At 58.5% G+C, this 17,695-nt stretch carries 15 protein-coding genes and 1 pseudogene; 7 read left to right on the plus strand and 9 right to left on the minus strand.

All coding sequences use genetic code 11. From position 1 onward, the window contains the following. Positions 1 to 260: 260 nt before the first annotated feature. From BTHE68_RS18760 to BTHE68_RS18775, 4 genes are all read left to right on the plus strand, one after another. Positions 261 to 1,136, plus strand: coding sequence for a lipid A biosynthesis lauroyl acyltransferase (locus tag BTHE68_RS18760; RefSeq protein ID WP_162067764.1), 876 nt, complete (start codon positions 261 to 263; stop codon positions 1,134 to 1,136). A gap of 542 nt (positions 1,137 to 1,678) precedes the next feature. Continuing rightward, on the plus strand, positions 1,679 to 2,746 hold the full coding sequence (locus BTHE68_RS18765) for an extracellular catalytic domain type 1 short-chain-length polyhydroxyalkanoate depolymerase (RefSeq protein ID WP_162067765.1): 1,068 nt from the start codon (positions 1,679 to 1,681) through the stop codon (positions 2,744 to 2,746). Positions 2,747 to 3,010: 264 nt separating this feature from the next. Then, positions 3,011 to 3,577 (plus strand): TIGR01841 family phasin, encoded by a 567-nt coding sequence (phaP, locus tag BTHE68_RS18770; protein WP_225936288.1) that lies wholly within the window; start codon positions 3,011 to 3,013, stop codon positions 3,575 to 3,577. A 716-nt stretch (positions 3,578 to 4,293) separates the two neighbouring features. Continuing rightward, positions 4,294 to 5,169 carry a manganese catalase family protein gene (locus tag BTHE68_RS18775; RefSeq protein WP_162067766.1) on the plus strand — a complete coding sequence of 292 codons (876 nt, stop codon included), beginning with the start codon at positions 4,294 to 4,296 and terminating at the stop codon, positions 5,167 to 5,169. Positions 5,170 to 5,560: 391 nt separating this feature from the next. Here BTHE68_RS18775 and BTHE68_RS18780 read toward each other — a convergent pair whose 3' ends face one another. Together BTHE68_RS18780 and otsA are read right to left on the minus strand one after the other, a co-directional pair. Further along, positions 5,561 to 5,881 (minus strand): hypothetical protein, encoded by a 321-nt coding sequence (locus BTHE68_RS18780; protein ID WP_162067767.1) that lies wholly within the window; start codon positions 5,879 to 5,881, stop codon positions 5,561 to 5,563. Positions 5,882 to 6,066: 185 nt separating this feature from the next. Beyond that, entirely contained in the window at positions 6,067 to 7,470 is a 1,404-nt protein-coding gene (gene otsA / locus BTHE68_RS18785) for an alpha,alpha-trehalose-phosphate synthase (UDP-forming) (protein WP_162067768.1), read from the minus strand. Positions 7,471 to 7,755: 285 nt separating this feature from the next. On the opposite strand from otsA, the gene BTHE68_RS36875 reads away from it, so the two are divergent. Further along, on the plus strand, positions 7,756 to 7,983 hold the full coding sequence (locus BTHE68_RS36875; RefSeq protein WP_232077963.1) for a hypothetical protein: 228 nt from the start codon (positions 7,756 to 7,758) through the stop codon (positions 7,981 to 7,983). 95 nt (positions 7,984 to 8,078) lie between these two features. Here the strand turns inward: BTHE68_RS36875 and BTHE68_RS18795 are convergent, their stop codons facing one another. After that, a complete protein-coding gene (locus BTHE68_RS18795) occupies positions 8,079 to 8,315 on the minus strand; it encodes a hypothetical protein (RefSeq protein WP_162068270.1) in 237 nt (78 codons plus the stop codon). Between the two features lie 270 nt (positions 8,316 to 8,585). Beyond that, positions 8,586 to 9,158, minus strand: coding sequence for a hypothetical protein (locus BTHE68_RS18800; RefSeq protein ID WP_162067769.1), 573 nt, complete (start codon positions 9,156 to 9,158; stop codon positions 8,586 to 8,588). An 81-nt stretch (positions 9,159 to 9,239) separates the two neighbouring features. On the opposite strand from BTHE68_RS18800, the gene BTHE68_RS18805 reads away from it, so the two are divergent. Together BTHE68_RS18805 and BTHE68_RS18810 are read left to right on the plus strand one after the other, a co-directional pair. Then, the gene (locus BTHE68_RS18805; protein ID WP_232077964.1) at positions 9,240 to 10,655 is read left to right on the plus strand and encodes an MFS transporter; all 1,416 of its coding nucleotides are present in this window, start codon (positions 9,240 to 9,242) and stop codon (positions 10,653 to 10,655) included. Then, positions 10,652 to 12,430, plus strand: a complete 1,779-nt coding sequence (locus BTHE68_RS18810; RefSeq protein ID WP_162067770.1) for a winged helix-turn-helix domain-containing protein — start codon at positions 10,652 to 10,654, stop codon at positions 12,428 to 12,430. The genes BTHE68_RS18805 and BTHE68_RS18810 overlap by 4 nt, the downstream gene beginning before the upstream one ends. A gap of 786 nt (positions 12,431 to 13,216) precedes the next feature. Here the strand turns inward: BTHE68_RS18810 and BTHE68_RS18815 are convergent. The 5 genes and pseudogenes from BTHE68_RS18815 to BTHE68_RS18835 all read right to left on the minus strand — a co-directional run. Further along, positions 13,217 to 13,501 (minus strand): annotated as a pseudogene (locus BTHE68_RS18815) (pyridoxal-phosphate dependent enzyme); the annotation flags it as partial. Between the two features lie 51 nt (positions 13,502 to 13,552). Continuing rightward, positions 13,553 to 14,524 (minus strand): ornithine cyclodeaminase family protein, encoded by a 972-nt coding sequence (locus BTHE68_RS18820; protein WP_162068273.1) that lies wholly within the window; start codon positions 14,522 to 14,524, stop codon positions 13,553 to 13,555. A gap of 89 nt (positions 14,525 to 14,613) precedes the next feature. Then, the gene (locus tag BTHE68_RS18825) at positions 14,614 to 15,927 is read right to left on the minus strand and encodes a dicarboxylate/amino acid:cation symporter (protein WP_162067771.1); all 1,314 of its coding nucleotides are present in this window, start codon (positions 15,925 to 15,927) and stop codon (positions 14,614 to 14,616) included. A 20-nt stretch (positions 15,928 to 15,947) separates the two neighbouring features. Then, a complete protein-coding gene (locus BTHE68_RS18830) occupies positions 15,948 to 16,355 on the minus strand; it encodes a RidA family protein (RefSeq protein WP_162067772.1) in 408 nt (135 codons plus the stop codon). Positions 16,356 to 16,468: 113 nt separating this feature from the next. Next, positions 16,469 to 17,581 (minus strand): asparaginase, encoded by a 1,113-nt coding sequence (locus BTHE68_RS18835; protein WP_162067773.1) that lies wholly within the window; start codon positions 17,579 to 17,581, stop codon positions 16,469 to 16,471. Positions 17,582 to 17,695 lie beyond the last annotated feature (114 nt).

Genomic DNA, 17,695 nt, shown 5'->3' on the forward strand with positions numbered 1-17,695 from the left:
CCTCGTGGCGGAAGGCAGCCCACTCGCACTAATATCGGTACGCATTCCGCGCACGCCACCTGCGCGTCAAAAATCGACATGCGGAATCACGTACTTTCGCGCACGCAGCGTGTAAGATGTACGGCCCTATACAGCAGTTCACATTATTTCATTTTCGCTATCCATATGGGATATTGAATCGCCGATTTATTGCGACTCCTGATCGTTTATGCCTGCGACGATGGTTGTATGTAAACCCGTTTGTCACTCCGGAGGCTATTTTGAAACGATCTGGTTATCTGTTGGTCGTCGCGCTGTTGCGTCTGTTTGCAATACTTCCTTACCCGTTCGTCGCAAGGCTGGGCAGCGCACTGGGCGCAGCCCTATATGCGCTTCCAGGCAGGCGCCGGCACATTGTCCAGGTCAATCTTGGCCTTTGTTTTCCCGACATGCCGGCGAACGAACGCGACGCGCTCGCGAAAGAACACTTCCGGCAGGTCGTGCGCAGCTATTTCGAACGCGGCATTCAGTGGTTCGGTAGCGCGCAACGGGTCGAAAACCTCGTTCAAGTCCAAAGCGCGATTGACCTTGAAGACAAAAATGCGCCGCCCACGATTTTCCTGGGCTTTCATTTCGTGGCCATCGAAACCGGTTGTCTGTTTTATTCGATGAAGATGCCGGCTGCTTCCCTGTACACGCGTATGTCCAATACACGTCTTTGCGAGCTGGCCAGACGGCAGCGCGGCCGCTTCGGCGCAGAACTCATCGAGCGTTCGACCAGCGCCCGGCAAATCGTCAGGCTGCTGCAGACGGGCACACCCGTGATGCTGGCCGCCGACATGGATCACGGCGTCGACAATTCGGTGTTTGCGCCATTCTTCGGCGTTCCCGCCTGCACGCTGACGTCTGTTTCGCGACTGGCACGTTTGGGGCACGCACGCGTTGTGCCCTTCGTCACGGAAGTGCTGCCGGATTTCAAGGGATACCGGTTGAGGGTCTTCGAGCCGCTCAGCGATTTCCCATCCGGGAACGATGCCGATGACGCGGGTCGCATGAACGCGTTCCTCGAGACCCAGATCATGAAAATCCCAGCCCAGTATTACTGGGTACATCGACGGTTCAAACACCGTCCAGCGGGTATGGCCGCGGTCTATTGATCGATACGCGTCGGCACGTGTGGTCAGAGTGTCGAGTGACTCCACTCGTGTCGCGAGAAAGACCCTACGCATGTCGCCTTTTCGCCTTGCGGGGCGCACAGCCCCGCACAACAAGGGCATGCCGGAACCTACGCATGTCGCGTTTTTGGTTTCCTGCACCCTGCTGCTGTCGCATTTTTCCAAAAGGGGAAACGTTGACCGTGTTGCGACCTCCGATCGGAATGTCGATGTCTTGTGGTACCTAAAGTCGTAAATATCTTTATTCGTCTTCGCGTCAAGGGTAAACGCGGGTACGATGAACTTTGAGATCGCAGTTCCAAATCCGGATCGACTCCGTTACGAGAGCAAATCGATCCCAATAATATTTGCCTCCGAGCCCGACCTTCGCAGCAGCCACGCGCCTAACCTGGTTTTCCAAGGATTCACCGCATTTGTCCTCGCCGGAAATATACATTCGAATTTTCCCGGCACAAACCGGTGGCGGGCCATTGTTCGATCGATACTCGACACCCGCGCAAAATCAGTTCGAATAAAAGAGTCCAATGAAAAATATCAACGCAACAGCCGTAATGCACAATTCGGGTCACCCCTCTTTCGACAGTTCATCGTCTCCCTTAATAGGCTTGTTTGTTTCTCGCGTCGGCAACGACCTGGTCGAAGCTGCGGATTTCGATTCGTGCTCACCGGAAGCGCAAAACAAAGCCACTCGCGCGCTTCAACCCGGCCCGCAATGGCTCTCGGGTCGGTTTTCCCACCCGACGGGAGTACACGACTTCAAGATCTACGTTCCAGCGAATTACCGCGGCGCACCCACCTCCCTGATCGTCATGCTTCATGGCGCCGGGCAGGACGCCGACGACTTTGCACTCGGTACCGGAATGAATCTGGCCGCAGAAAGTGGCGGTTGTATCGTCGTGTATCCCGAGCAGGGAACGAGTGCCAACATGTTCCGGTGCTGGAACTGGTTTCGTCCGGCAGATCAGGTCCGCGATTCAGGCGAAGCTTCGATCATCGCGGGAATTACGCGCGAGGTGATGGCATCCTATGAGATTGACCCAACCCGCGTTTTTATTGCCGGAATGTCGGCGGGCGCGGCGATGGCAGTGAACCTTGCGGTAACTCATCCCGACCTTTACTCGGCCGCCGGGATTCATTCGGGCTTGGCCTTCGGTGTCGCCGACGAAGCATTTTCGGCCATGACTGCAATGAGGATGGGAAACGGCACGGCTCAACTGAGCACCGCACGAGATGCGATTGGCGTTTGCCGCGCGGTGCCCCTCATCGTCTTTCACGGTGATCAGGACACCACGGTGCATCCGCTGAACGCAGAGGGACTGATGCAGATGCATCAGAGCCTGATGCTGGGCACGGATGAAGCATGCGCGTCGGTTACCACCGACCTCGGACAAGTGGAGCAAGGCTATCCCTATACCCGCAATACGTATCGTCGTGGCAGCGGCGGGGAAGTCTTCGGCGAACAGTGGCTGATCCACGGGCTCGGTCACGCCTGGTCGGGTGGCGATCCCAACGCCACTCACACGGACCCCCGAGGACCGCACGCTGCGCGAGAGATGATGCGATTCTTCGAGGCCGTCGCTAACGCGCGATAGATGGGCCTCGCATCGCTTCGATCAACCAGGCGGCGTGCGGAAATATTAATTGGGGCGTTTATACCTTTTTTCATGTTATCCAGCCCACGAATAAAAAGGGGCGGCGTAAAAAATACGACCGGTGAATTTCACTTTGAAATAAATCAAATAAGCCTTGACGCTTGATTTTAATGCTGTAGGATGAATTTCACCGTGCAGTGCAGCAACACACTTTCCAGTTTTCCCGAAATTCCAATCCCGTCTAAAATTAAAACGGAGTAATCCATGTTCTTTTTTCCCCCGCAGCAAATGGCAGCGTTTCAAAAAGCTAAATTCCAGGCTTGGATGAGCTTGACCGATAAGTATATGGACGGTTTTCAAAAGCTGACGCAGTTGAATGTGCAAACCATTAGAACGCTCATTTCCGAAAACGACGGTGTTACCAGGCCAGTGCCTGAAAATGCGAGCGACGTGAGCGAATGGCAATCGAAGTTGCTTACGCAAGTTCCGGAAAAAGCAGCATCGTATAGTCGGCATTTTTTCGCAATTGTTTCGGCAACAGGCGAGCAGGTGGCGCGAGAGGCGCAAAGCCAGTTTGCATCATACGGCGGTCACATGAACGAGATTTTCAAGACTGCGGTCGATAACGCATCCGAGGCGTCGGAAAAGGCTGCTGTGGCCTTGGAGACGAACTTGAAGCAAGCGACCACGGCCTCGGTCGAGGCGACAGCGAACGCGGCTGATTCCCTGACGAAGGAAACCCAGTCGAACGTCTCGGCCGCGAGCAATGCAATGAAGACCGGCGCCGATACGGCCATGCAATCGATGAACAAGCCGAATCAAAAGCACTAAGCATCGGCAGTCCCGCTGCTTCAGGACTAGTCACTGCAACGACAAGCAAAGACCCGCTTCCGAGCGGGTTTTTGCTTGTTGAACTCCGACAGCAACACCAGCTCGCCCCGTCGCGACCTCGCCTGGCTGTCCGCCGTTCCAGGTTCTTGAATCATCCATCAACTCCAGCTTGTTCCAGTGCAACGCTGGCCATGCGTCGTGGGCAATGAATTCTTTCGATTCTCACGCCTGGAGCGGATACCCCCTATTTGCATTCGTACAAGTGACGTAACTTGCAAATAAAGGTTCGCGCCGTCGTCTGACCCGCCTGGGAATAGCCCTTGCGCTATACACCACAACCCCAATTTCCGAAATCACACTTTGCGGTTTCCTAACTGGTCGCGCGAACGCCGCAGCAAAGCGCGGTGTGGTTTATTTCTGGACCGCAGCGCTTACGCCCGCCAAACCCAGAAATCGCAAGGTAAATCGATAACTGACCTCCGGTGCTCACATCTCATCGCGAGATGAAGTCACCTCTTCCGCACGACCCTGTCAGCAACCTGAAGTAACCACGCCAAGGCGATGTCAGCTTTGAGAACTGAGCGCCTTCATGAGAAGGCGTTCCGCGTCAATTCTGGCGCGGGACCGCTCGGCGAAAGATCGTCACTCGCGAGAAACGTGCACCAAATGCGCAACGTCGCGCGTATGGCGAAAGCTCTTCTCCAAAGGAAAAAGTCATGTTCATGCATAACAAGCGCCTTCAATATACGGTGCGTGTCGCGGCGCCCAATCCCGGTCTTGCAAACCTGCTGCTGGAACAGTTCGGAGGACCGCAAGGCGAACTCGGCGCTGCGTGCCGCTACTTTACGCAGGCAGTGGGTGAGGACGATCCCGGCCGTAAGGATCTCCTGTTCGACATTGCAACCGAGGAATTGAGCCACCTGGAAATCATCGGTTCGATTATCGCGATGCTGAACAAGGGTGCAAAAGGCCAGTTGGCCGAAGCGGTCGAGAGCGAGGCCGAACTTTATCGCTCGATGACAGGCGGCGGCAACGATTCGCACACCACGTCCCTGCTTTATGGTGGAGGACCCGCGCTGATCAACTCGGCCGGCACGCCGTGGACGGCTGCGTACGTCGATACGATCGGCGAACCGACCGCCGACCTGCGTTCCAACATAGCGGCCGAAGCACGCGCCAAGATTGTTTATGAGCGGCTCATCAACGTAACCGACGATCCGGGCATTCGCGAAACGCTGGGCTTTCTAATGACGCGAGAGATCGCGCATCAAAAGTCGTTCGAAAAAGCCCTTCATTCGATACAGCCGAACTTTCCGCAAGGCAAACTTCCCGGCTTCCCGGAATTCACCGGCGTCTACTACAAGATGTCGCAAGGCGAAGCTTCCGCAACACGTGGCCCGTGGAATGAGGGACCGGAGTGGACGTTCGTCGACGATCCCCGACCGGCTGTCGATGGCGGCGATGGATTGGCGACCGTAACGATTACTCCGGCGGACGTGGAGACACTGCAAGCGATGGCGGCACGCACGGCTTCCGACGCTGGCAGCGACCCGGTCACGGGTGCTGAACTCGGGGCGGGTCAAGCTGCCTGACTCGTGGCGTTGCGCATAAAAATCTGGAAAAGCGGCCTGCAAGGGCCGCGTCGGGTTGGCCGTCATACACACGCTGCATTCCATCCTCGCCGAACCGTCCGACGACTACCTAGTGGCGATCGGATGGCGATGACACAGGACGCTCAGAGCCTTTTTGCCACGAGTCATGCCGCAGTTCAAAATGAGATATCACTGCTCGGCGCGAGCGCATCCCAAAGATGCTTTCCCGCATTACCTCGCCCACCTCGAACATCAGCACCCCTCGCCGCCAACATGCACGTCCGACGGATCCGCAACCGTTCGCTCTACGCTTGCGGCGGTCCGCTGGTGCCAATGAAAGACGAACGAGCAACGAGTAGTGGCGTGCTTCGGCTTCGTCATCGACCTTGATTCAGGTGCCAATTTCCGAACCATCCCTCTTCCCATCGATGACGTCCTCGGCCAGCCGCGTGAGCCGGGCGAGAGCTTCCGCTTCCGAGAATACGGCGGTCCGCCAGGCAGGCGTGAACTGTCTGTCGTCGTCAGCGTCACCCACCTCATGCGTAATAACAAACGTTCCCGAGTAAGCGCCGCGAGCGTCAGGACCGATCACGTCGACGCTGATGTTGCAATCCTTGTAGGTCGAGTTCTGAACTGTCATTAGCCCTCCCTCCAGTGAGCGTCCGCGGCAATTCAGGGTGACGACGCGCTGCCGGCGCGGCAGCGAATTCATCCGAATCCTCGACGCCATCTCTTGCCTCGCTGATGTTGAACCGACCCGCGCACGCGCCCGTCATGATGCCGTTACACGCTTCGAATATTCAACGGTCGAGTCCTGATGATGCGCTTTTCCGGCACAAGACTCAGCGCGATTTTATTGATACTCGAAAAGACCCGGCGCCCCGCGGATAGATTCGTTCAATTCTTCCCCGAAGCCATCTCTGTCTCGGCGAGCGCCTTCAAGAACGACTCGGACCACCAGCGAACATCCTCTTTGCGGACCCGGTCGGCGAGTGCGGCATGTCGATTGATGCGCTCATCGAGCGGCATGACCAATGCACGCTGGATGGCGTCTGCTGTGCCTTGTGTGTCATAGGGGTTGACGAGCAGCGCTTCCGTCAGTTGCTCGGCCGCGCCGGCGAAACGCGAAAGCACCAGCATGCCCGGGTCAGCCGGATCCTGAGCAGCGATAAACTCCTTCGCCACCAGGTTCATGCCGTCGCGCAACGGCGTCACCAGCGCCACACGACTCGCGCGATAGAGTCCCGGCAGTCGTTTGCGGGCTACATTGCGATGAATGTACCTGACCGGCATCCAGTCCAATTCTCCAAAGTCACCGTTGATTGCGCCGCACAGGCTGTCCATTTCACGGCGAAGATCATCGTACGCCCCGACATCCTCGCGGCTCGGCGACGCGATCTGAATCAGCGTAGCGCTGTCACGATTTTCCGGGTAGCGCTCCAGCAATTGCCGGAAAGCGTGAATCCTTTGCGGTAATCCTTTCGAATAATCGAGTCGGTCGACGCCGAGAAGCAAGCGCCGCCGTGAGTATTCGTCACGCATGCGCGCAAACATCTCGCGCCCTTCCTTGGCCCTGGCAAGGCGTGCAAATTCCTCGACGTCGATGCCGATCGGAAAGGCACCTACTTGTAGCGTGCGATCGAACGCACGGAGGTGATTCGGACCCACGCGGACCGCCCGAGCCTCCGATTCGACATAGTGCGAAAAGTGCGTGACATCGGAATGCGCCTGGAAGCCGACGAGATCGTATGCGAAGAGCGACCGCATGAGCCACTCGTGCTCGGGAATAGCCGCCATGATCAGCGGGGGCGGCATCGGAATGTGCAGGAAAAAGCCGATGCGGTTGCTGCAGCCGGCCGCACGCAATTCCGCGGCCAGCGGAATCAGATGATAGTCATGCACCCACAGGATGTCATCTGGCTTCAACATCGTGAGCAACTTGCGCGCGAACAACCGGTTTACGCGTCGGTAACCCTCAGCGAAGCGTGTGTCGAATTTCGCGAGATCCAGGCGATAGTGGCACACCGGCCACAGCACGCCGTTGGAGTATCCCGCGTAATAGGTGTCGTGCTCGTCGCGGGTCAGATCGAGCGTCGCCAGCGTCACATTCCCGCTTGTATGAACGTCAAGTCCATGCTGATCGGCAGCCCTCCCCTCCGTGTCGTCGCTTAGCTTTCCGCTCCAGCCGAACCATACTCCGCCGGTTTGTTCAAGGCTTTCCCGCAGGGCAACGGCGAGGCCTCCTGCCGCGGATTTGCGAGGATCGGAAGTGCGGTTTGACACGACCACCAGACGGCTCATATCAGGCTCGGAGTTGGCAATTAAATCCACACTGGCACGGTAACATGATGCGTCGCGCTTTCAGCCTATGACGCGTACCTAATGCGACTTAATTTCCCGCCCCGTCTCTTCAGGCGCGCAGGGCGTCGGGCGTGCACATGTCGGCGGAACGCGACGCCCCGTTTTCGATCGACGAGTTCCGCACGCTGAACGCTGCCTGGACAACGCGATCGCCGATGCTGTCACCGATTTTCATTATCAGAGCGATTTCAAGACAGCTGGGCTTGAGGAAGAGGTCTTTCGCGCATGAGCTTCGCAGCTTCCTGCAGCGGCAAACCTCGCGTTTGCCGCTGCAAAAAGCTGGAATTTACCCTTGTTTGGCGCTACCTGGGCGCGGTGTTGGAACGGAGCCTGACGGGCCTGGAGAAGCTCATTGAGCGTCAATCGGAGACGCCCGTAACTCTTATTGATGTGAGGGATCGTGGCGGTGGTTTTGTCGCCAGGCAACGCAGAAACACGTTGATGAAGAAATAGCCAATGTGCCGTCGGACATCACAGACTGAACGTCTTTAGCGCCTTATGACCGAACAGAGCCAGACGTCAACATTCACGAATCCCGACGCGCGGGATCAGTCAGTTGGGCCGAGCAACACGTCGATCGCGGCTTGTCCGGCGATCTCCGCAACCAGATAGGCCCATCGTTCAGTGAAAGGGCCGTTTCGCACCGCTATGCGGCTTCCACGTGCGCCGAGGACTTCCAAGTTGGTTCCACCTTTGATCTGAAAAGTCACGTCGAATAGATCGTCAGCAACCCAAATCAATTCGACATGAATCTCGAAACCCCGGTACGCAATCACTCGTTGCATGAAAAACGTGACCTCGAACATGATTTTCCCGGATCATATGTTAGCACCTTGCCCCATCATGAAGTAAATAGGGCCACCGATCCGAACAACCGATCAGTTGATGCGGAGCCGCGCCGCATCGCGGCTGCGATGCCTTGCCTGCCATGGCCGAGAACCGATCCGGCATCACCTTCGCCACATGCCGGTCGACCGCTTCTAGAAGCCCTTCACTTCGTCCGGTCCCTGCCGGCAGGTCAGTGCCCGCGGCGTTTCCGGCTGATCGATCGAACCTTACCTCCATGATTCGAAGTCCCCCCGGGTTCCTTCCAGACTGATCTGCGGCGCCAGCAGGCATGGAGAGCCGCATGGTGTGCCGTTTCCAGACGGCATCGAGCCCGGAACCTGCTCACGGCTCAGCACCCCTCTGATGACGCGACCGTCGCGCTCGACGACGATCTGGACATCGAGTATCGCGCCCGCCTGCGGCGCTCCCGGAAACTCGATGTGCATCGAGCCCGTGCAGTCACTATTCACCTGATACGTGCCGGTCTGTCCTTGCGCGAAACCGGCGGAATTAACCGCGCCCGGTCGCGCCATGCCGGTGTTCATCAGGAAGTCCTTGCGCGTGAACGAACCTCTGCCATCGAACGTCTGTACGGCTACGCCGTCGATCAACTGAGGACTCGCGTACGGATAGATCGTTCCGCCGACAATGATGCCTACCAGCGAACCGTGCGCGGAGAAGGCGTATGTCCCTCTCAGGGTAGCGTTTGAGCACTGGTGATCATCGGCGCGCGCGACGCCGCCAGAGAGCAGCAATGCGCCGGCCAAGGCCGCGTAAGCACTCCAGAATCGGTGTTTCATTTCAGTCCCCTTTTGTCATCGACACTGATCCATACTGCGGCGGCGACGGGCGACCAACAATCGAGACGCGATGAAGAAATCGTGAATGACGGACGCTTTTCAGGCGTCGGAGAGAAGAAAACTGCCCTACTCTTAATCGAAACCGATCGCCGGCATCAATGGAGGCGCCTCGTGTCGAGAAAACCAAATAACCATTCACCAGCCATGACGGCCATGACTGCCCGCCAGCGCTGGACCATCCTGGTGGCCAGTACAGGTGGCGCACTCGAAGTCTTCGATTTCGTGATCTATGGCTTCTTCGCCCGCAACATTGGAGCCGCATTTTTTTCTCGGCACGCGGGCACATCCGGCGAGATGCTGTCCTTCATGGTGCTTGCTATCGGCTATCTCTCCAGACCTGTCGGCGGCATCGTGTTTGGCCGCCTGGGCGATCTGTATGGCCGGCGCATTGCTTTTCTGTCATCCGCGATGATCGCGTCCGTTGCGACCTTCCTCATTGGAGTGCTTCCTACATATTCCGACTGGGGCATCGCCGCGCCCGTGCTTCTCGTGCTGCTGCGACTGATTCAGGGATTGTGTCTCGGCGGAGAACTCCCGGGTGCCGTCGTCTATGCGGTGGAAACCGCCCGCGCACGGCCAGGGTTTCTATGCGGCATCGTGTTCGTCGCCGTCAATCTCGCCCTGCTCCTCGCGACCTGCGTCAATCTCGTCGTGCAAAGGTCGCTTACTCCCCTTCAGATGGACGATTACGGCTGGCGGCTCGGCTTTCTCATCGGCGGCATGATCGGTCTATTGAGCTTCGCGATACGCAGGCGTCTCGCCGAAACCGACGAGTACGCGCGCGCCGTCAGCGCACGCCATCGTGAGCCCTTCAATACGCTCTGCCGTCGACATTTCACGCGTCTGGTGACCGGTACGGGCGCGTGCCTTCTGGTAGGCGCGTCGAGCGGCATTTTGCTCGGCTATCTGCCGACCTATCTGCGTGGACTCCGCTATGAGCAGGCCCAGATCATCGACGCGCAAATCAGTTATCTCATCTCCGTCGCGGCGTGCATCCTCGTTACATCGCATCTCGGCGACCGCGTGTCCCGCCGCCAAGTGTTCAGACTCGGGACGATTCTGTCCGCACTCTTCGCGCCTGTCTTTTTCATCGCGGTGACGAATCGTTCGTGCAACCTGTCCGCGCTATATGTAATGGCCGGGGTCATCGCGTCGCTGGCGAACGGCACGTACGCCTGCGCGATCGCCGAGTCGTTTCCGCTCGACGTCCGGTTCAGCGGTGTCGCCACCACGATGAATCTCGGGCTCACCCTGGCGCTCGGGTTGACACCCCTCGCGGCGCATCTTCTGGATGCGCGACTGCGCGCTTCGCCCGCGCTCGTCATGGTGGCGTGCGCGCTGCTGTCGTTCGCCGCATCGTTCGGGATGGCGCGCAACGCGCGGTCGGCCGACGCAACGAATGTGAACATACGATCGCCCCTGAGAGAGCGCCCATGAACACGCCCGGCCCCGCAAACATGGAAGACGTCGAGCTGGACATGCGCCGCTACGAGTTGCGGCGCCGCGGCGAACCGGTCAAGCTCGAACGTCTGCCGATGGAGCTGCTGATCCTGATGGCATCGCGCAACGGGCAGCTCGTCACGCGCGCGGACATCGTGCGGGCGCTGTGGGGCGCGAATGCGTACCGTGACACCGACACGAGCATCAACACAGCCATCCGAAAGATCCGTATCGCGCTCGACGAAGACCCCGACGTCCCGCGCTATCTGATCACAGTCAAGGGCAAGGGCTACCGCCTGGAAGGCATTCGAGCGGTGGCCGGGGAGCCCGCCACGGAAGCCGCGCCTGCTGCCGCGTCCGCCGCTCCGATCCGCGTCCTGGTTTTGCCGTTCGAGAACAACAGCGACGACACCAGCCTCGACAGTTTTTGCGCCGCGCTCGCCGATGAGACCTCCGCCAATCTCGGCATGCTCGATCCGCAGCGGATCCTGGTAATCGCGCGCACCACGGCCGCTCGCTATCAGCGGGCCAACAAGAGCATCGCCCAGATTGCCCACGAGCTGGATGTCGACTATGTGCTGGAAGGATCGCTGATGCGCGAGGGCGGACGGGTTCGCATTCTGGCGCAACTGATTCGCTCCTTCGACCAGGTGCAGCTCCTGGGCTGCGCGCACGAGCCGATGGCGAGAGGCGCGCTCGATATTCAAAAAGAGGTTGGCGCGGCGCTCGCGAAGGAAGTCTCGCCCGCACTCGCCGAGCGGCAGCAACACAGGTTGTCACGCAGGCTGCCGATCGATCCGGCCGCGCACGACGCGTATCTGCGCGGTCGCTACTACTGGACGCGCCGCGTGCATTTCGATGCCGGCTTCGCCGCGCATCATGCGCTGAACGACGAGGACTTCATCCGTGCACACAGCTACTTCGAAACCGCACTGGATCTCGACCCGACCTATGCACTGGGCTACGTGGGGATGTCGAACATCTATGGCTCGACGGCGACGCATGGCTTCTACGCGCCCTCGCAGGGCTATCCGAAAGCGCGCGAAGCGGCACTGCGCGCCCTGGAGCTGGACCCAAGCCTTCCCGAGGCGCATCAGGCCCTCGCGGGCGTCCATTACTTCTACGACTGGGACTGGCGCCGCGCGGAAGAGGAGTTTCTCGCGGCGCTGCGTCTGAATCCGAGTCACGCTGAAACCAGCCGCCTCTATGCGCGACTGTTGCTCGTGCTCGGCCGCGAGGCGGAAGGACGCGCCCAGTTTGAACTCGCGGAAAGAGTCGATCCCCTCGGATTTGAAGGTTCGCGTGTTTTCGGGCTCGTGCAGTCAGGCCGGCATGACGAAGTGATTCGCGAGTATCTCAGCGCGGGGCACGGCCCGAGCTCGCCGCTCATTTATCAACTGCTCGCGACCGCTTTCGAGGTCGAGGAGCATTTCGAGGAAGCGATCGACGCAACCATCGACGCGCTCACGCGCTGCAATGAATTCGCCCGTGCCGAGGCGATTCGGACAGTGTGGTGTTCCGGCGGTTATAAAAAAGTTCTCGAATGGTACTTACAGGATTTGCTGGCGAGACGACGAAACCGCTACACCTCGCCTTTCCTGCTCGCCGAAATCTACGCGCGACTCGAGCGGCCGGACGAAATGTTCCATTGGCTCGAAGTCGCGCTCGCGGAACGCTCGCCCCTGCTTTGCGAGCTTCGCACGAACGCGTGGTTTAGGCGTTTCCGCTCGATGGGACGTTTCCGCAACGTCGAACGGCGCATCGGCCACTGACTTTTCCGTGCGACCGTTCAGTGATGGCGAAACGTATCGGACCGCACGCGCATCTCACTCGACCGGGCCGAATCGCCAGGACTGGAATAACCTCGGTCCAGGGACGAAAGCGAACCTGCGCTCGTGACCGACGTATCAGCGACCCCGCCGATATCCTTTGCGGACGGCGTTGATTGAGGCTGCTGAGCCGGCGGTCCGTCTTGCGCCCAAACGTGGCACGAGACGACCATCGCCGCGACAACCGTTACGACTTGGATCATTTTCATTTCGACTTACTCCGGTTCCGGATTCGGCACGCCTGTCGAGAGACCAGCCGTGGACGTCGGCGCGTAGAGGACGCCAGAGGTGGCATTTGACTTCGCGCCTGGCAGAATCAGGATGCACCGAGCTGAACACGAAGACCATCGACGAAACCTGAAGAAAAGCTGAAGCACGCTCGGTTGATCCGGCGTCTATTGGAGCGTGCCAAGTCGGCAATTCCGCCATAAGTGTGTCGCAGATCCGACCCGAACCGCCCCTTCAGAATTCCCCAGACTGCCGTTCAACGGATGCGGCCGCTTCCATGCCGAGTACTTCTTGGAATTCGGGCGCTACGTGGGCGCTGGCCGCAAAATTCGGGAAAACCGTTACACCATCAAACCCGCCAAACAGAGGACATCAAGAAAGCCACGAAGCAAGTATTCCTGCATTTGGTCACGAAGTCGGCTCCGTCCTCAGATTTAGAGCGGACGACGAAGCGGTAAGAGAATCCTGCAGCATCGACAAATCGGCGAGGCATGGCGGCGCAGGCGGAAGCTCTACGGGCGGAATACCGAGAATCTTTGCTGACAGCGCAATTCCCTGAGCGTGATTCCCGGATGAAAACGCCACCACTCCCGCCCTACGCTGCTCAGGCGAGAACTTTGACAAGGCACTAAATGCGCCCCGAAACTTGAACGCACCCATGCGTTGAAAGTCTTCGCACTCGAAGAAAAACTCAGCCCCTGTGATTTCGTTAAAGGTGCGCGAGATTTACACTTGCCTACGATGTGCGACGCCCGCGATGCGCAAGGCCGCAGCCTCCACATCCACGTAGGTAGGAAGCTCAAAAGTACTCGTGTCAGATTCTCAAGTAGATATGTTTTACCAAGGCCACTCAACGGCGGTGCCGAGTTGCTTCGCTTTTGCATGCTCATACAGGAAGCGCGCAACCGTGAGGTCCTTCAGGGCAAGGCCAGTCATATCGAAGACAGTGATATCACTGGGTGAGCGGTCGAACGACGTCGCACCGGATAGGAGGTCACCGATTTCGGTGGCAGGTACGGTCGGCGCCCATTGGCATTCACCGATGCTTCGCGCTTGAACCTGGTCATCCACGAATACTCGCGCCCGTTGCAGCACGCCGTCCGGAAGCTCTCGCTTGCCAACCGTGTCGGCGCCGACACACGTAAGGTGAGTGCCGGGTCGTACTGCATCAGCTGCAAACAGAGCTCCGCCACCGGGTGTCGCCGTGATAACGACATCGCTGTTGGCTACAGAATCGTTGCGGTCTTTCGCCACGCGAATATCGCACTGATCGCTGAATGCGGCCTCGAAGGCCGGTTCGACGTCGCCGTTGAGGGTCACGTACTCGACCATGCAACGCTGGTTGAGCAATTTCAGCGCGTACTGAAGCTGAACTCGAGCCTGAACTCCCGTACCAAAAATGCAGATTCGGGTGCTTTCCGGCCGAGCTAGCTGCTGAAGACCCAAGCCTCCCGCGGCACCCGTCCGAGCGGTCGTGATCGCGTTGCCGTCCATGATGCAAAGCGGTCGACCGGTTTGCGGGTCAAACAGTGCGACCGTAGCCTGATGCGGCTCTCCTCCGACCGACCGGTTGCCTGGCCAAAATCCAGCAGCCTTGAATCCAAGCAGGTTCTGCTCTGCGACGTCGCCCGACTTGATGCCGAACACACCTCCGGTGTGCAGCTTTTCCCGCACGACAGGGAAAACGCGCCCCGCGCGCCGACTGTGTAAAACGAACGCTTCACATACCGCTGATATGACCTGTTCAGCTTGTAGTGCACGCTCAACGACGTCCCGGTCGAGGAGAAGAAGTCTTGCGTCTGTCGGCATGGTGTGGCTCATATGGCTGATTCTCAGAATTTATGTCCATATTTGGACTTAATGTCAATTTGGTGTGCTTCCACCACGCTCGGGCTGATTCAGGACGATTGGGCGTTCGCGTAGTCCGACGACGGATTCTCACTTGGGGCGCGCGATGCCACGACCTCTTCGTTCGTCCCAGCAGGTGCCAGTTCCCCTTCCCATTTCGCTACCACGGCACTGGCAATGCTGTTCCCGAACACGTTGGTCGCCGTACGACCCATGTCGAGAATCTGGTCGATTCCCATCACTAAAAGCAAACCGGCCTCAGGGAGTTTGAACATCGGCAGGATAGCTGCGACCACCACCAATGAGCCTCGCGGCACGGCGGCCATGCCCTTGCTGCTAATCATGAGGATGAGCAACATCGTGATTTGCGTGCCTATTGGCATATGGACGCCGAACGCCTGCGCAATGAAGATTGCCGCGAAGGCTTGGTAGACCATCGAACCGTCCAAGTTGAACGAGTAACCCAGCGGCAAGACGAAGCCCACAAGCCGTTTGCGAATGCCGAATCCTGTCAGTGACTCGGTCAGCACCGGATACGCCGCTTCGCTGCTAGCGGTCGAGAATGCAATCATCATCGGCTCGCGAATCGACTTGAGCAGTTCAGGCATGCGTCGGCCTAAGACTGCGCGGCCGGCGAAGTAGAGTACGGTCCACAAAGCGAACAGCGCGACGTAGAACCAGCCAATCAACTTCCCATAGGTGACAACGACGCCCAGTCCTTGCACCGCCACGACGGCCGCGATGGCGGCGAAGATGCCAACCGGCGCGAACATCATCACAGCATTCGTCGCGCGCAGCATGGTTTCCATCAGACCGTCGATGGCGCGCTTGAGGAAGATTCCGGGTTCGCCAGGCACTTTGCCCAGAGCAATCCCGAAAAACAGCGAGAACACCAGAATCTGCATGATTTGATTCCCGACCATCGCCTCGGCGATGCTGGTCGGAACAATATGCGTCAGGAAGTCCTTGACGTTCAGTGCACTCGTTTTCAGGTTAGTCGCGGCATCCGCTGCAGGCAGCGGCATATTGAGGCTTGCGCCGGGCTGAGCGATATTCACGAACAGCAGACCGATCGTCAGCGACAGCAGCGATGCTGCGATAAACCACCCCAGCGCCTTGGCACCGATGCGACCGATGGACTTGCCGCTATCCATGCTCGCGATTCCCGACACGAGCGTCGCGAAAACAAGTGGCGCGATAATCATCTTGACCATATGCAAGAAAATCGTCGTCACAACGCCGAAGTCTGCGGCAATGCTCTTCGCTGCCGCCTCATCCGCCGCGTATTGATGACAGCCGTAACCAACTGCGATGCCCAGCACCATGCTGAGCAAAATCCAATGAGAAAGCTTCCCCTTTTTCATGATGGGCCTCGATGAGAGTGTCAGGTGGCGGATGCTAAGGCGATGGCTTCGACCTCGACAGCAGAGCCATAGTGCAGAGAGGTCGACTCGGCGACTGCTCGCGCCGGTTTGTGCGAGCCAATCCAGTCTGCGTAGAGTGTGTTGAAGGTCGGCCAATGCTCCATGTTCGAAACGAAGATACGAACTTGCACGAGGTGCTCACGCGTTACGCCAGCAGCGTTCAACGCCGCGTCGATGTTGTGGAGGACCTGTTTTGTCTGAACTTCGAAGGACGCGTCGCCGAGGGCTTTGCCTTCGGGCGTGATGGGCAACTGACCGGATACAAACACGAGGCCATTTGCCACACATATATGCGAGTAGTGCCCGGCTGGAGGGTTAATGTCCTGGGCGTTCGCACAGGTGATAGCAGCCTGAACTTGAGACGGCATGGATGGGTTCCCTTTGAGCGACGCGCGCGCTTCGACAAGCTCGTTATGTCGAGGCAGACGTCTAAGTTGGTGTAGGTGTGTGAGTCGCTCGACAAGCGACCTGCACTTAGACTTCAATAGGTCGCTTGAAAGGCCTTCTGCACCTGCTCAGGTGCGGTGACCCCGTTTCCAATGAGAAGCTGCGTGAGGACACGAGCCTTTTGTGCATTGAGGTCGTAGGACACAACGAACCCGTTCTTATCGTCCGGCACCTCGACGTTGCGGTTGACGAATCCGCTGCTCACCCGAGTCGAACGGACGACGACCACACCTTTCCGAGCCGCCGCTTCCATTGCGTCAAGTGCGGCTTTCGACGCATTGCCGTCGCCATCACCGGCCAGGACAATGCCCTTTGCGTCGTGTTGGACCGCGTCTTCGATTTGGTTTGCATCCATGTCTGCGTGGGCATAGACGATTTCCACGCGAGGTAGGCCGCTCTTCGGAAGGTCCAGCGGTTTCTTGAGGCTCGTCGGAGCCGGCGAGAGATAGCGGATTGAAGCGGGGTCGACGTAGCCAAGCGGCCCCGAGTTCGGACTCTGGAAAGTCTGCACCGCGGTGGAGTGGGTCTTCGTGACCCAGCGAGGGCTGTGAATCGTGTCATTCATCACGATGAGCACGCCCCGATTCGCGGACTGCGGGCTGGTGGCAACTTCCACCGCTTCATAGAGATTCAATGGACCATCTGCGCTATTTGTGCCTCCAGGACGCATGGAACCGACCAGCACGACCGGCTTCTTGGTCGCAAGAATGCTATCGAGGAAGAAACCTGTTTCTTCCATCGTGTCCGTTCCGTGCGTAATCACGACGCCGTCGGCCTCGTTCTTGTCAAACGCTTCTTTGATTCGCTCCGCGAGTCGATACCAAATCTTGTTGCTCATATCCTGCGAGCCGACGTTTGAAATCTGCTCGGCCTTGACGGATGCGAGTTTCTCGATGCCTGGCACGCCGGCAATCAACTGCTCGCCTGTGATGCCTCCCGCGTTGTAACCGATAGCCGAACGTGCGTCTGACGTACTCGCAATCGTGCCCCCTGTCGCCAGCACCAGGATTCTGGGCAGGTTCTGCGATTGACTCGCAACCGGCTGCTGCGCAACGGCACCAGTCGCATGCATACCCACGGTCAGCGACAGAAGCGCCGCAACCAGGCCTTGCCTCAATCCGATCAATCGCACGTCGTTCCCGTTCATGTCTCTGCTCCTGTCAGTGGATGTCGTGTCTCCGTCCGCGCCATACGTGGCAGCGCACAGGCCAGCGACTGGACGTATTATCTATTTCTGGACACTTAGCAAAATAAGGGAATG

Origin of the sequence: Burkholderia sp. THE68 (assembly GCF_009938265.1) — a bacterium.
In the GTDB taxonomy this organism is placed as follows: Bacteria; Pseudomonadota; Gammaproteobacteria; order Burkholderiales; family Burkholderiaceae; genus Caballeronia.

What these genes read in the sequence shown, in the direction of transcription:
- otsA (WP_162067768.1), bottom strand. Translation starts at nt 7,470, where the DNA reads ATGAGCCGTCTGGTGGTCGTGTCAAACCGCACTTCCGATCCTCGCAAA.
- phaP (WP_225936288.1), top strand. Translation starts at nt 3,011, where the DNA reads ATGTTCTTTTTTCCCCCGCAGCAAATGGCAGCGTTTCAAAAAGCTAAA.
- BTHE68_RS18800 (WP_162067769.1), bottom strand. Translation starts at nt 9,158, where the DNA reads ATGAAACACCGATTCTGGAGTGCTTACGCGGCCTTGGCCGGCGCATTG.
- BTHE68_RS18775 (WP_162067766.1), top strand. Translation starts at nt 4,294, where the DNA reads ATGTTCATGCATAACAAGCGCCTTCAATATACGGTGCGTGTCGCGGCG.
- BTHE68_RS18810 (WP_162067770.1), top strand. Translation starts at nt 10,652, where the DNA reads ATGAACACGCCCGGCCCCGCAAACATGGAAGACGTCGAGCTGGACATG.
- BTHE68_RS18765 (WP_162067765.1), top strand. Translation starts at nt 1,679, where the DNA reads ATGAAAAATATCAACGCAACAGCCGTAATGCACAATTCGGGTCACCCC.
- BTHE68_RS18825 (WP_162067771.1), bottom strand. Translation starts at nt 15,927, where the DNA reads ATGAAAAAGGGGAAGCTTTCTCATTGGATTTTGCTCAGCATGGTGCTG.
- BTHE68_RS36875 (WP_232077963.1), top strand. Translation starts at nt 7,756, where the DNA reads ATGAGCTTCGCAGCTTCCTGCAGCGGCAAACCTCGCGTTTGCCGCTGC.
- BTHE68_RS18795 (WP_162068270.1), bottom strand. Translation starts at nt 8,315, where the DNA reads ATGCAACGAGTGATTGCGTACCGGGGTTTCGAGATTCATGTCGAATTG.
- BTHE68_RS18780 (WP_162067767.1), bottom strand. Translation starts at nt 5,881, where the DNA reads ATGAATTCGCTGCCGCGCCGGCAGCGCGTCGTCACCCTGAATTGCCGC.
- BTHE68_RS18830 (WP_162067772.1), bottom strand. Translation starts at nt 16,355, where the DNA reads ATGCCGTCTCAAGTTCAGGCTGCTATCACCTGTGCGAACGCCCAGGAC.
- BTHE68_RS18835 (WP_162067773.1), bottom strand. Translation starts at nt 17,581, where the DNA reads ATGAACGGGAACGACGTGCGATTGATCGGATTGAGGCAAGGCCTGGTT.
- BTHE68_RS18820 (WP_162068273.1), bottom strand. Translation starts at nt 14,524, where the DNA reads ATGCCGACAGACGCAAGACTTCTTCTCCTCGACCGGGACGTCGTTGAG.